The organism is Vreelandella maris, from assembly GCF_013371085.1.
Classification (GTDB): domain Bacteria; phylum Pseudomonadota; class Gammaproteobacteria; order Pseudomonadales; family Halomonadaceae; genus Vreelandella; species Vreelandella maris.
On sequence record NZ_JABWCV010000036.1, the window covers coordinates 13,561 to 27,345 of the forward strand.

Below are 13,785 nucleotides of genomic sequence, written 5' to 3' on the forward strand. Positions count from 1 at the left end.
ACGGTTAGTAAGCCTTACATTAATTAAAATAATGGCCTTGGCGTATTTCATTGGCGATAAGCTCGGCGGCTTGACCCCAGCTTTCGCTCAGCGCGCGCACAAGCGCTGGGTAGCCATCTGTTTCAAGCGGTGTCTCCGAGTAGAAATTCTCCATTACCAACAGTTCGCCAGCACCGTTGACTAATTGCCATTGGCCACTTGCAACGGCGACACCATCATAACGGCCTTGGAATTGATCAACAGTAAGACGCAGGGTCAATGCGTCAGCGGGCTCGCCCTCTGCGCGCATCACCCTGAGTGTGGGCATTGCTTGCGATAAATTGGCGCGCATGCGGCGCTCTAACTGCCTATTCAATCCTTCCGCCCACTGATGTTCACGTGCCGCGTTCAGTGTAATGTCGTCTAACTGCATCACTATGCCGTCAACGTCAAGGTAATGCGCAAGCCGAGGGCTACTCAGTACGAGTGTGCCCTCTGGCCGGTTAGTGGTGTTGCTCACGGGGTCGCTCGGGAGCATATAGCGCGCAGGGGGGGTAACACTGCTGGCGCAAGCGGTTAGCAGTGCGCAGATCGTTAGTAGGAGTAAACACTTGATCCAGTTCGTCATACTTGCCCCTATAAGCATGGAGGGCGCCTTAATCATGTGGCGCGCGCGGAATGGGATCCTGGGCATCCAGGTTGTCAAACAGCAGAGCCCTGGGATTGTCGTTAAGCGTGCGGGTAAGTGGCTGCAAATCACGCATTAAGCGATCCAGTCGTTCGATTGCAGTGGTGAGCTCTTGATAAGCGGGCGATGACGGAGAAAGCCCTTCCAGTGTGCTACGCAGTTCCTCAAGAGTCCCGTTTAGATTGCCACCAATAGCCTGGGTCTCAGGGTCGTTCAGCAGCTGATTGATGGAAGTGCTTACTTCACGCACTTCATTAAGTACGCTCTCGGAGGCCTGCAAGTTGCGATCCAAGCCAGCGAGTAGCGGTTCAACCTCAAGGCTGTTCAATTTCTCAAGCAAATCGGTCACTTGTGCTTGAATCTGCGCAAACCCGCCCGCCACGGTAGGGAATACGTCGCGCTCAGAGAATCGTTCGGCGACATACTCGTCGGCGAGGTCACGCTGGAAGTTTAAGTCGACAAACAGTGCGCCTGTCAGCAGGTTGCCACTTTTGAGTGACGCGCGTAGCCCCAGGCCAAACATGCGGTCAAAACGAGCTTGCCACTCTTCTAGATTAATATCGCTATTTTCAATACCCAGACGTTGCGGCTCAATCCTGATCAAGACAGGAATTGCAAAGCGCGCGCGCGAGTCAGGCTGAGGAGCGGTAAAGTTCCAGGGTACCGCGGCAACAGTGCCCATTCGCACCCCGCGAAACTCCACAGGGGCTCCTTTGGATAGACCGCGAACCGTTTCATCTACGAGTAGTACATACTCTAAATAACGATTAAAGGTTCCTTCTCGTGCAGCATCTTCATCGGCATAAAGGGTGAAGCGGGTATTGGCTTCGACTGGCTGCCCCATGGGTAGGTCTTCAGGTACGCCAAACGTAACGCCGCCGCCGAGTAATGCTTCAATGGATTCGACGTTAACGCGTACACCATCAGCACCTAAACGAAAATCGATACCACTAGAGGTCCAAAAACGTGTGCTGTCGGTCACTAAGTCGGTATACGGCTCTTCAATAAATACCTGATGCTGCATAGTGCGTGAATCAGGTTCAAAGCTATTTTCTTCAATGCGTCCCACGGTGTAGCCCTGATAGGAAACCGGGTCGCCAACGCGAAGAGAGTTTCCCAATTGGCTGGTTAGGCTTAGGCGCAGGCCTGCCTGCCCGGCCGGGGCGACGGGAGGGATGTCGCTAACAGGAAACTCGCGTCTTGGTGCTTCTTCTGTGCCGGGCTCAAGCTGAATGTAAGCGCCGGATAGTACGGTACCCAAGCCACTAATCCCTTCACGTCCAATGCGCGGTTTAACCACCCAGAAGCGACTATCTTCGCGCAGCATATCCTCGACTTCCGGCTGGATGCGGGCGGTTAATACCGCATGAGAGAGATCATCGGATAGACGCACACTCTGAACACGGCCAATTTCAACATTGCGACTGCGGATCAGTGTATTGCCCGCCTCGATGCCCTCTGCATTATCCATGGTAAGCGTGACTTGGGTGCCGCGACTGGAATAGTTGTCATATACCAGCCATAAGCCAATTGCGATGGCGACGATAGGCACTACCCAAATAGGCGAAAGGCGCGTTTGACGCGATGTCTTGGCCTTATTTAAATCCTGTTCGCTGGTGGGGTCAGCATTAGGCTGGTTGGAAGTAGGCGGAGTTGTTTCATTAGCCATCAACAGGTTCCTTGGTGGCCGCTTTACGGCGAAGAAAAAAGTGGCGAAGAGAGTTTTTACGGGGAGGTGAGGTATCCCATATTAGGCGTGGATCAAATGTCATCGCCGCCAACATGGTTAACACAACCACAGAGCCGAAGGCGAGTGCAGCGGGACCTGGTGTAATCGACATTAATGATCCTGCACGGATTAGCGCCACCAAAATAGCGACCACAAACACATCGACCATCGACCAGCGGCCGATAAATTCCGTTAAGCGATAAAGCCGAGTACGGCTTTGGGCATTCAAGACACAGCTGCGTCTAACGACTAGGCAAAGCCAGGTTAAGGCCACTAATTTGCCGACGGGTACGATAACGCTAGCAATGAAAATGACGGCTGCAATTGGCCAGGAGCCCATCTGTATCAGTTGAACGACGCCGCCTATGATGGTTGACGGGGAAGAGCTGCCCAGGCTTGTGGTGGTCATAATCGGGTAAACGTTAGCAGGAATGTACATAATCGCTGAGGCGCCCAGCAGTGCCCATGTGCGCTGCAAACTATTCGGTAACCGCTGGTGAAGCTTTTCATGGCAGCGAATGCAATATCCTCGTCCTTGTGGCGATAGGCGATTAATAAGCCCGCAGGTGGGGCAGCCAGTTAACCCTTGGCCAGCGGCAGGAATTCCAGTTTGAGTGCCGTCTGGGGCCAAGGGTTCTCCCTCTAGCGAGAACCACATCCAATCTGCGTCGATAGATTGAGTGGTCATCAGTAGTAATAGTGCAAACACGCAAAATGCCCAAAAGGATATGCCTAGATCAACATCGGCTAGGCCAGCTATTTTGATCAGGCTTACTAGAGCGCCAATAATAAATACATCGGCCATCATCCAGGGCGTTAAGTGCGCTAATGTTCGGGCAATATCCCGGCTAAAGGGCAGGGGATGATCGCGCAGAAGGCCAAACTGAAGCCAAAGTACACCGAATAAGTAGACGGCTGGCAGCACCACAATCGTCATTATGATGGCGATGGCGACGATAGGCTGATGAAAGCCAATCAACGTAGTGGCCGTCTGAGTTAGCTCAATACGGTTACTAACACCGCTAACCGTAAAGCTAATAAAGGGAAATGATACCGCTACTATCAGCGCGATCAGTGATGCGATGGCCAATGCCATACTCCGCTGAGCAGGGTAGCGGTGGCGAGTGACTAAAACATGCGAGCAGCGCGGGCAGCTGGCTTTTTCACCGGAGCTGAGTGGTGGTAGCGCCGAGACCCAGTCACATTCATGACAGGCACGCAAACGCCGTCGCTGAGTTCTTACCTCAGGTGGCGAGCGGTCAACGAGCGGTGTGTTGACCGGTAATGTGCGGCGCTTGGTTAATCTTTGTGAGGGCAAAAACCAAAACTCTCAGTGCGAATCCCTAGCTAAGCTACTAGGATATGGCGAATTAAGCTGTTAATTGAACATTATAGCAAGCCTATGTGGCTGAAATAATGTTCAAAAACATAGACAAGCCGCTTGACCATGGCATCAGTTTAGACAACGATGCTGCGGCGCAATGGCGAGTGGCAGCGGATGAACAGCACTGCCGTTTGCTTCTCTGCCAGGATAGCTCCTCAGCAAGAGGTCGCAACGTGATAGTTAGCGTTGCTAGTAAAATCATCTTAGCGTCCTCGCTATGAAGTGGCACTAAGATACAAAACATTGAAATTAGTGCCGATCATTATGCCATGAAGGAAATGAAATGTTGCTTCCCACATTAGCGGTTGTGTTTGGTTTGATCTTATTGGTTTGGAGTGCCGAAAAATTTATTGATGGTGCTGCAGCAACATCGCGTTGGCTTGGGCTTTCGCCGCTGTTGATTGGGATGCTTGTCATCGGTTTTGGTACCTCGGCCCCTGAAATGATGGTATCGGTGCTGGCAGCAATAGATGGTAACCCAGGGCTGGCGGTAGGTAATGCTTACGGCTCTAATATTGCCAATATCGGCTTGATACTGGGGCTGATAGCGCTTATTTCGCCATTAGCTGTTCATTCCAGCGTTATCCGTAAAGAAATGCCAATACTTATGCTGGTCATGCTGGCGACTGGTTTAATGCTACTGGACGGTTTTGTAGCACGCTGGGAAGCCGTCTTTCTTTTACTGGCATTAGTGGCTTTTATCGTTGTTAGCATTATTCGCTCACGTAGTCAGCCTGACGACGCAATCGTATCTGAAGTAGCTGAGACCCTGGATAGCAAGCCGATGTCCCGGGGTAAATCCATTATGTGGACCCTGGTAGGGCTGCTGTTTTTAATCGCTAGTTCACGTCTGTTGGTTTGGGGGGCGGTTGAAATTGCGGTTCGCTTCGGGGTCAGTGATTTGATTATTGGTCTAACCGTCGTCGCTATTGGTACCTCGCTGCCGGAACTTGCCTCTTCTATCAGCGCTCTGCGTCGGAAAGAACACGACATGGTGTTGGGCAACGTGGTCGGCTCTAACCTGTTTAATAGCTTGGCGGTCGTTGGCCTGGCGGGGGTCATTGCGCCCATTGAAGCAGGTCGGGAAGTATTGGTGCGCGACTGGAGCGTGATGACCGGTATGACACTGCTGATGATTCTATTTGCGTTTTCTTGGCGTGGCCGCACGCGGCGCATTAATCGCTTGGAAGGTGGAATATTACTGGCGCTTTTTATCGCGTACACCGGCTATATGGTAAGCGTCGTGATTATGTCTCGTTAGACGTATGTTCCTAATAGCGCAGCGCTATGGTGCTTGGTGCGTCAATGCGACCCATCTTGGGTGTTAGGCTGTCAATGTATGATGGTGACTTAATGAATAATATGTTTAAAAAATTAACATAGTTAAGAAATAAGCTTAGTGCTTATAACTAAAAGTGCGCTGCCATTAAGGCTCAACTAAGCTTGTGTTAACTCGTTGATGGAATATCGATTCAGGCCTTAGGAGAGTGAAATGGAACTTGATCCGCTCGTATTATCGCGATTGCAATTTGCATTCGTTGTGTCGTTTCACGCGATCTTCCCCGTGTTTACTATTGGACTGGCGTCCTACATCGCGCTGCTTCATGGCCTATTCTTTAAGACCAACAATCCAGCTTGGGATCGTCTCTCGCTTTTCTGGACAAAGGTGTTCGCCGTTGTCTTTGGGATGGGAGTTGTGTCCGGGATTGTGATGTCGTTTCAGTTTGGTACTAACTGGAGCAATTTTTCCCTAGCTTCTTCTAACTTCCTCGGACCCATGCTGAGCTATGAGGTGGTGACAGCTTTCTTTCTGGAAGCCGCTTTCTTAGGCGTGCTCTTGTTTGGTCGAGGTAAGGTGCCTCAAGGGGTGCATCTGTTTGCCTCTATTATGGTGGCGATTGGGACGTTCATTTCGGCTTTTTGGATTTTATCTGCCAACAGTTGGTTGCATACACCAGCAGGCGTTGAGCTGATTGACTTTCGCTTCCATGTTACCTCTTGGCGCGAGGCGATCTTTAACCCGTCATTCCCTTACCGTTTCTTGCATATGGCCGTTGCCTCTTTCTTAACAGGCGGCTTTGTGGTGGCGGGGGTTAGCGCATGGTTCTTGTTACGTGATCGCGACCCGGAGGCAAACCGCCGTGCACTTTCGATGTGCCTTTGGTTGTTGCTTTTTTTAGCCCCTACACAAGCGGTTATTGGCGATTTTCACGGTTTGAATACCTTGGAGCACCAGCCCACGAAGGTTGCAGCGATGGAAGGCCATTGGGAGACAGCCACCAATGTGCCATTGCTTCTTTTTGCCATTCCTGACCAGGAGGCCCAGACTAATAACTTTGCGTTTGGTATTCCTAATCTAGCAAGCCTCATTCTTACTCACTCACCTGACGGGGAGATTCCTGGCATCAGTGAAGCGCCACCGGAAGAGCAACCGCCTGTCATCATTGTGTTCTGGGCATTCCGTGTAATGGTGGGGATTGGCCTGTTAATGATAGCGGTAGCGTTCGCAGGACTGATCCTACGCCGTAAAGGGCGTGTCTATGAACAACCACTGTTTTTAAAAACACTTACTGGCATGATTGCGATGCCTTTTGTCGCTGTATTGGCGGGTTGGATTGTCACTGAATCGGGTCGGTCTCCGTGGTTAGTTTACGGCATGATGACCCATGAAGAAGGGCTAACGCCTTCGCTGACGGGGCCAATGGCGTTATTCACTTTGATCGGTTATGTCTTAGTCTACGGCGTAGTGTTTTATACGGGTGTTTATTATCTCACGCGAGTGGTGCGTAACGGTATGTTGCCAGAAGAAGAGCGTGAAACAGCCAGTGATAACTTCAAGCGTCCGATGCGGCCTATGTCGGCTGCCCATACTCCCTTTGATGATGATGTTGACCCGGTGAGGAGCTAAACATGGAAATGTTTGATTTAACGTTGATCTGGGCCTTTATCATCGGCTTCGGCATTATGATGTATGTACTGATGGATGGGTTTGATTTGGGGCTGGGTATTCTCTACCCCTTTGCACCTGATGAAGATGCCCGGGATGTGATGATGAATTCGGTGGCGCCAATATGGGATGGCAACGAAACATGGCTAGTGCTTAGTGGGGCAGGGTTGCTAGGCGCATTTCCTCTGGTTTATTCGGTGTTTTTGCCAGCTTTGTACATTGGTGTTTTTTTGATGTTGGCTGGATTGATCTTCCGTGGCATCGCTTTCGAGCTTCGTTTTAAGTCACGGCGTAATCGGCACTGGTGGAACCGCGCATTTTGCTGGGGGTCGGCGATCGCTGCCTTTGCGCAAGGTGCCGTGGTAGGTGCTTATATTCAAGGTTTTCCGGTTGAGAATTTCGCCTATGTGGGCGGAGCCTTTGATTGGCTAACGCCTTTCTCTGTATTAACCGGCCTTGGCTTAATGGCAGGCTACGCGCTACTTGGGGCTACTTGGCTGATACTTAAATCAGAAGGCCATATTCAAGACTGGGCCTATAAAATTACCCCCATGCTATTAGCGCTTGTGCTAGGGGTTTTTGCGATTATCAGTATTTGGACGCCGTTCGTTAACCCAATGGTGTGGGAACGCTGGTTTGGCAATCTGCAATTGATCTGGATATTCCCTGCGCTGGCATTGCTATCGGCGTTTATGGTTTATCGTTCGGTTAAGCGTCGGGACGAAGGTATTCCTTTTATCGCCACCATCGGTATTTATCTATTTACCTATTTAGGTTTGATTGTCAGTAAATGGCCGGTCATTGTGCCCCCGAACTACACGTTGTGGGATGCAGCTTCAGCCCCTGAATCACAGCTTTTTTTATTGATTGGCATGCTCTTCGTTATCCCCATCATCCTTGCGTACACTTCTTGGACGTATTGGGTGTTCCGCGGCAAGGTGCGTGTAGGCGAGGGATACCACTAAGCGCATGGTAACAACTGATGAGGCGCTCTCCCTTACGCCGCGCAGCTGGCTGAAATCGCTGGCAAGGGGAGAGCGTAAACGCCTGCTGGGCTCTGCTCTTTGCGGTGTGCTGGTCGGCAGTCAAACGGTTGTGGTAGTGGTTGGCTTGGCCTGGCTGATTGATCAACTGATTGTGCATGATCGTTTACCCATTGATCTGTTGCCGGTATTTGCCCTGCTGGTGGGTAGCGTGCTGTTACGTGCAGCCTTTCAGTGGGGCCATGAGACCTTGAGCCTGGAGGCAAGCTTGCGAATTCGTCAGCGCGCCAGGGCTCAGCTGTTGGATAAATTGTCCGCGCTAGGGCCGATTTGGCTGACCAGCCAACATAGCGGCTCTCTAGCCAGTCAGGTGGTTGAGCACATTGATACGTTGGAAGGCTATTTTGCACGCTTTTATCCGCAACTGAGGATTACGCTTTATTTACCGCTATTAATAGTGGCAGTGGTGGGGTGGCTGGACTATTTGGTAGCACTTTTTTTACTGCTTTCTGCCCCGCTTATTCCTCTTTTTATGGCGCTGGTGGGTATGGGAGCTGAACGTCTTAATCGCGATCAGTTTGTTGCCGTCTCACGCCTTTCAGCCCACTTTATTGACCGTGTGCGCGGTATGACCACGCTGCAACTATTTGGGCGGACGTCAGCTGCTCAGCAGGATGTCTGGCATGCCACTGATAGTTATCGGCGTCTTAGTATGCGTACTTTGCGCCTGGCCTTCCTTTCCTCCGCAGTACTTGAGTTTTTTTCCTCGGTAGCGATTGCCGTTGTGGCCATGTATGTGGGCTTCGGGCTGCTGGGTTATATCGAGTACGGGCCTTCATCGTCACTCACGCTTTTTTCTGGCTTAGCAGTGTTATTGCTGGCTCCTGAGTTTTTCCAGCCTTTGCGTACGCTGTCTCAGCATTACCATGACCGTGCGGCGGCGCTGGGGGCTGCTGAAAGCGTGGTGAGTATACTCAATCAGCCCGCCTTGGTGAGTGAACGTGACTTTATACCGCCGTTGTTGGCATCCTCGGTTATTGAGTTAACGGCCGTTAGCGTTGCTTATCCCGTACGTGGGCAAGTCATTGGTCCTATTGATCTTACGATTAAGAGGGGAGAGGTGGTGGCGATTAGCGGAGCCTCGGGCAGTGGGAAATCGACCCTGCTGGCGCTACTGGCAGGCTTTATTGCTCCAAGTTCAGGCGAGTATCGCCGTCAAGAAAATAGCCAATACGCTTGGTTAGATCAGCAGCCTTGCCTCTTGCATGGCAGCTTGATTGATAATCTTTGTTTAGCGTCACCCCGCGCTACCCGTGAAGAAATGGTGACTGCGCTTCAGCGAGCAGGTTTTGGGCCTCTTTTAACCCAGCTGCCTGATGGCCTGGATACGCTTATTGGTGAGCGCGGAGTAGGGCTGTCAGGTGGGCAGGCCCAACGCCTTGCTCTTGCGCGCGTATATCTCAGCAATGCCCCGCTAGTGCTGTTGGATGAGCCTACAGCGAGCTTAGATCAGGAGACTGAGCAGTTCGTTATGTCGGCTTTGCTTGAGCTTGCCCAGGAGGGACGCACTCTGGTGATAGCGACTCACCATCCAGAGGTGATTGCCGTTGCCCAGCGCCACTTTGCTTTTAATAAGGGCGAGTTGGTAGAGGCAATCCTATGAGTTCCATTTTTCGAGACTTCCTTCCCTGGCTGCAGCTGTTAGTGCGACGGCGTCAGCGCTTTTTGGTGGGTGCTTTGCTGGTTTGGGTCACTCTTATCGCTGGGCTTGCCCTGCTGGGTTTGTCGGGCTGGTTTATTACGGCCAGTGCCCTGGCCGGTATCGCCCTAGCGATGGGTATGCCTGCGCGACTCGATGTTTATGTTCCCGGTGGCGGCATTCGTTTCTTCGCCTTGGCACGTACTATTGCGCGTTATATTGAGCGGCTCTATAACCATAATACGGTGTTAACGCTGCTTGCTGACTTGCGTTATCGCGTGTTTGGCTATTTAACGCGGCTAGACGATGCTCGTTTGCATGGTAAGCGTGCCAGTGACTGGCTTAGCCGGTTAACGGCGGATATCGACACCCTGGATAATTTATACCTGCGCCTTTTAGTGCCACCGTTAGTGACGCTGCTTGGCGTGGTGGCTGTGTCGCTTTTTGTGGCTATTTGGTTGCCCAGCGTTGCCTTGCTGATGGCGGTGACATTGGGCTTGCTCTGGTTGCTGGTGACCCTCTTTGCTGCTACCTGGGGATTTTCGCAAAGCTATCAGCAGGTAGTGGATCAGCAGTCGCTGCGCCGCCTAGTGGTCGATCAAGTGCAGGCATCGGCTGAGTTAATGAGCTATCAAACGACCCAGTGGCACCGGATGCTTATCGCTACTCAAGAGCAGCAAGCATTCGGCAATCAGCGTCGTTTAGGTCGCAAGGCAGCGTTGTTAAACTGCTTGGTGAGTGCCGTTAGTGGTTTGATGGTGTTGGCAGTATTGTGGCTTGCTAGTGTGATATTTAGCCAGCAGCTGGTGACGGGCCCTATTGTAGTAATGGCGGTATTGATTGCATTGGGGGTGAACGAGGCCTTTCTGACGCTGCCCGCTAGTTTTGTGAAGCTGGGCGCGAGCTACGCGGCGGTGCGTCGGTTAAATGAGTTCACCGGTGACCCACCGTCGGCTGTCTCCGCGGTTACGCTACCTAATGATGTTGGTTTAACCATTCAGGCGAATCAGCTCTCTCTTCATTATGCGCAAACATTAGAGCCCGCGTTAAGTCGTATTGATTTTCAGCTGCCCGCTGGAAAGCGAGCGGTGATTACCGGTAACTCCGGGGCCGGTAAATCGTCTTTAGCCAGTGTGTTGGTGGGGCGTTTAAGAGCCACGCAGGGTGAGGTGATGGTAGGCGGCGTGCCAGCGTGGCAACTCTCGGAGGAGAGCCGTGCCAAACACTTCGCCATACTCACTCAGCAAGTGGATTTGTTTGATGCTTCTTTAGCCGAGAACTTGCGTATTGCCAGCCCCGCCGCTAGCGATAACATGCTTTGGGACGTATTGAGTGACGTTGTCTTGGATAGCTGGGTTGAGCAGCTGCCGAAAGGCTTAGCTACGGCGGTGGGCGAGAAAGGCCAGCAGCTTTCGGGTGGTCAGGGTAGGCGTTTGGCATTGGCCCGCCTGATGCTGTGCAACCCGCAACTAGTGATTCTTGATGAGCCATTTGCGGGCGTTGATGCCAAAACGGCACAACATGTCGCTGCTTCACTTGATAAATGGCTTGTTAATCGCACGGCTATTTTCTTTGTCCATCAAATTAGTTCGCTGAACCTATTACCTGGCGTCGAGTACCACTGGGATCTAGATGCCGGTAAACTTAGCCAATGCTTGAGTGAATAAATCAATTAGTTAATACGACAGCACGGAGCCTTCCATGCACGATTTTTTACGTAACCTTCCTAAAGTAGAGCTCCATTTGCATATCGAAGGTTCGCTGGAACCAGAATTAATGTTTGCCTTGGCGCAACGTAATCACATTGATTTACCCTATGCCTCGGTGCAAGAAGCCAAAGATGCTTACCATTTCAGCGACCTGCAAGGTTTCCTGAATCTCTATTTCCAAGGCATGAATGTGCTTCGTAATGAAGAGGATTTTTACGACTTGGCGATGGACTATTTCAAGCGTGCGCGGGGAGAGGGCGTAGTGCATATCGACATGCATTTTGACCCCCAAGCACATCTGCAGCGTGGCGTTCCTCTGGAAGTAGTCATGGCTGGATTATTAAAAGCCAAGCAGGAAGCCGAGGAGACACTCGATCTCTCTATCGGCATGATTATGGCTTTTCTACGTGATCGTCCTGCAGATGAGGCATTGCATGTGCTTGAGCAGGCGGCTCCCTATTGGAAAATGCTGGATGCCGTAGGTTTAGATAGCGCTGAGCAAAATAATCCGCCTGCTGAGTTTGTCGAAGTGTTCGAGCGTGCCAAGCAGCTTGGCCTTGTCCGAGTGGCCCATGCAGGAGAGGAAGGCCCTGCAGAATATATTCAACAAGCCCTGGATCTGCTTGATGTTCAACGTATAGATCATGGCGTGCGCTGTTTGGAAAGTGATGAGGTTGTTGAACGTTTGCGCAGCGAGCAAACTGTATTAACGGTCTGCCCGCTTTCTAACGTGAGTTTAAAAGTGGTGGAAGATCTGCGTGACCACCCGCTTCCTAAGCTGTTGGCTGAAGGGCTCAAGGTCACGATTAGCTCAGATGATCCCGCCTACTTTGGTGGCGGCATGCTGACTAATCACATCGCTTGCGCTGAAGCATTTTGCTGGGACGAGACAGTATTTCGTCAGTTAACGCGTAATGCTATCGAAGAAGCCTTTACTACTCAGGAGCGTCGCGAAGAGCTGCTGGCCCGTTTGGCTGAGGTATAGAGCATTGCCGTCTGGCAATACTGACCAGGCGGCTGCTTTGTTTAAGTCAGTAAGTTAATTAAGGTAGTGCGGGCACTTCAAATTCGGGCATTTCGCCGGTTAATGTGTTCAAAAAAGCTGTTATGTCACCAATAGTGTCATCATCAAACTCCCGTCCCAGCATCTCTTGTCCCATTATGGCGACAGCTTCTTCTAGTGTTTCGGTGGCGCCGTTATTCATATATGGATAGGTCACCGCCACATTGCGGAGCGTGGGAGTTCTGAAACGGTACTTATCGCTCTCTTCTTCTGTGACAACATAGCGACCTAGGTCGGTTGACCCCGGCACTTGAATCGCATGGAATTGGCTGTCGGTAAAATTTGAACCACGATGACAAGCGATACAGCCATTATCAACAAAGGCCACCATGCCATCTTTAGCTTGTTCGCTAATTGCTTCTTGATCGCCGTGTAGGTAACGATCAAAAGGTGAGCTGGGTGTGTTGAGTGTGCGTTGGAATGCGGCCAGTGCATGCGCTAGGTTGTCATCGGTAATGGGGTCTTCTTGGTTAGGATACGCTTCGCCGAATTTTTCCTGATAAAGCTCGAACCCTACTAATCGATCTAGCGCCATTTCTAAATCCATGGCCATTTCTACCGGTGCTTCAATTGGCCCTAACGCTTGGGCTTCTAAATCAGCAGCTCGGCCATCCCAGAACTGGGATTCCAAAAAGCCACTGTTGAGCACGGTAGGGGTGTTGCGCTCCCCGATTTGCCCATCATGGCCCACCGCTCGTGGTATGCGGTCAGCCCAGCCAAGCGCCGGATTATGGCAAGTGGCGCAGCTGATAACGCCGCTAGAAGATATACGTGGTTCAAAAAATAGCATATTACCCAGCTCAATCTTCTCTTCTGTAAGTGAGTTATCTGCAGGAATAGGCGGTAAGTGAGGCAGCGCTTCGAAGCGGTTACGATAGCTTTCCAGTCCGTCCTCTGCGCTTGCCATATTGGTTGTAATAACAGCACCCGCTATCAGAACAGGTATGACGATAGCTTTTATAGTCATGATCATTTCTCCCTTGCTTTTACGTACGGCGGTTTGAGTCCGCTTATTCTTAAGCTTACGTAAGGGAGGAAATGTTGTTTTGTCTTGGGTCAATGTTTGCGGCTGGGCAGCTTTTGGTGGGTGGGCGTTGATTGGTAGTGATATTTACTAATAAATATGGACTTCACTGTTGACCTTGCCGGAGATTCGGGTAGTATACGCCACACGTCAACGGGGCACGGCCTTGATGACCAGCTCTTTAACAATTTGATCAGGTAATTCATGTGGGCGCTTGCTGACGATGGTGACAAATCACCCAATATCAAGGCAAGCGGTCATGACAATGTAAATTGAAATGAATTCGTTTGAACCTTGAGCCAAGTTTGATCCGCTTTTGCTGCCTTCGGCTAGTCCGTAGGTAAGCGAGTAAGGATCACAATGATTGTAAACTGAAGAGTTTGATCATGGCTCAGATTGAACGCTGGCGGCAGGCCTAACACATGCAAGTCGAGCGGTAACAGATCTAGCTTGCTAGATGCTGACGAGCGGCGGACGGGTGAGTAATGCATAGGAATCTGCCCGGTAGTGGGGGATAACCTGGGGAAACCCAGGCTAATACCGCATACGTCCTACGGGAGAAAGGGGGCTCCGGCTCCCG

General features: G+C 51.2%; 10 protein-coding genes and 1 rRNA gene. 7 read left to right on the forward strand and 4 right to left on the reverse strand.

The window, feature by feature from the left end:
* Positions 1–19: 19 nt before the first annotated feature.
* Genes HUO07_RS19825 through HUO07_RS19835 form a run of 3 tightly spaced genes read right to left on the reverse strand, consistent with a single transcriptional unit; the run spans position 20 to position 3,714 of the window.
* Complete coding sequence (locus tag HUO07_RS19825) at positions 20–607, reverse strand: PqiC family protein (protein ID WP_176304929.1); 588 nt, start codon at positions 605–607, stop codon at positions 20–22.
* 28 nt (positions 608–635) lie between these two features.
* The gene (gene pqiB, locus HUO07_RS19830) at positions 636–2,336 is read right to left on the reverse strand and encodes an intermembrane transport protein PqiB (protein ID WP_176304930.1); all 1,701 of its coding nucleotides are present in this window, start codon (positions 2,334–2,336) and stop codon (positions 636–638) included.
* Positions 2,329–3,714 (reverse strand): paraquat-inducible protein A, encoded by a 1,386-nt coding sequence (locus tag HUO07_RS19835; RefSeq protein ID WP_176304931.1) that lies wholly within the window; start codon positions 3,712–3,714, stop codon positions 2,329–2,331. Before HUO07_RS19835 ends, pqiB begins: the two co-directional genes overlap by 8 nt.
* Before the next feature lie 349 nt (positions 3,715–4,063).
* Here HUO07_RS19835 and HUO07_RS19840 point away from each other — a divergent pair, with 349 nt between their 5' ends.
* The 6 genes from HUO07_RS19840 (at position 4,064) to HUO07_RS19865 (ending at position 12,103) form a co-directional block, all read left to right on the forward strand.
* On the forward strand, positions 4,064–5,041 hold the full coding sequence (locus tag HUO07_RS19840) for a calcium/sodium antiporter (RefSeq protein WP_176304932.1): 978 nt from the start codon (positions 4,064–4,066) through the stop codon (positions 5,039–5,041).
* A 231-nt stretch (positions 5,042–5,272) separates the two neighbouring features.
* Entirely contained in the window at positions 5,273–6,688 is a 1,416-nt protein-coding gene (locus tag HUO07_RS19845) for a cytochrome ubiquinol oxidase subunit I (protein WP_176304933.1), read from the forward strand.
* 2 nt (positions 6,689–6,690) lie between these two features.
* Positions 6,691–7,692 carry a cytochrome d ubiquinol oxidase subunit II gene (cydB, locus tag HUO07_RS19850; RefSeq protein WP_176304934.1) on the forward strand — a complete coding sequence of 334 codons (1,002 nt, stop codon included), beginning with the start codon at positions 6,691–6,693 and terminating at the stop codon, positions 7,690–7,692.
* Between the two features lie 4 nt (positions 7,693–7,696).
* A complete protein-coding gene (cydD, locus tag HUO07_RS19855; protein WP_176304935.1) occupies positions 7,697–9,373 on the forward strand; it encodes a thiol reductant ABC exporter subunit CydD in 1,677 nt (558 codons plus the stop codon).
* A complete protein-coding gene (gene cydC, locus HUO07_RS19860) occupies positions 9,370–11,076 on the forward strand; it encodes a thiol reductant ABC exporter subunit CydC (RefSeq protein WP_176304936.1) in 1,707 nt (568 codons plus the stop codon). Before cydD ends, cydC begins: the two co-directional genes overlap by 4 nt.
* Before the next feature lie 34 nt (positions 11,077–11,110).
* Positions 11,111–12,103 (forward strand): adenosine deaminase, encoded by a 993-nt coding sequence (locus HUO07_RS19865; protein WP_176304937.1) that lies wholly within the window; start codon positions 11,111–11,113, stop codon positions 12,101–12,103.
* A gap of 58 nt (positions 12,104–12,161) precedes the next feature.
* Here the strand turns inward: HUO07_RS19865 and HUO07_RS19870 are convergent, their stop codons facing one another.
* Entirely contained in the window at positions 12,162–13,148 is a 987-nt protein-coding gene (locus HUO07_RS19870; RefSeq protein WP_176304938.1) for a cytochrome-c peroxidase, read from the reverse strand.
* A 425-nt stretch (positions 13,149–13,573) separates the two neighbouring features.
* Between HUO07_RS19870 and HUO07_RS19875 the strand changes: the two genes are divergently transcribed.
* A 16S ribosomal RNA gene (locus HUO07_RS19875) occupies positions 13,574–13,785 on the forward strand; the annotation flags it as partial.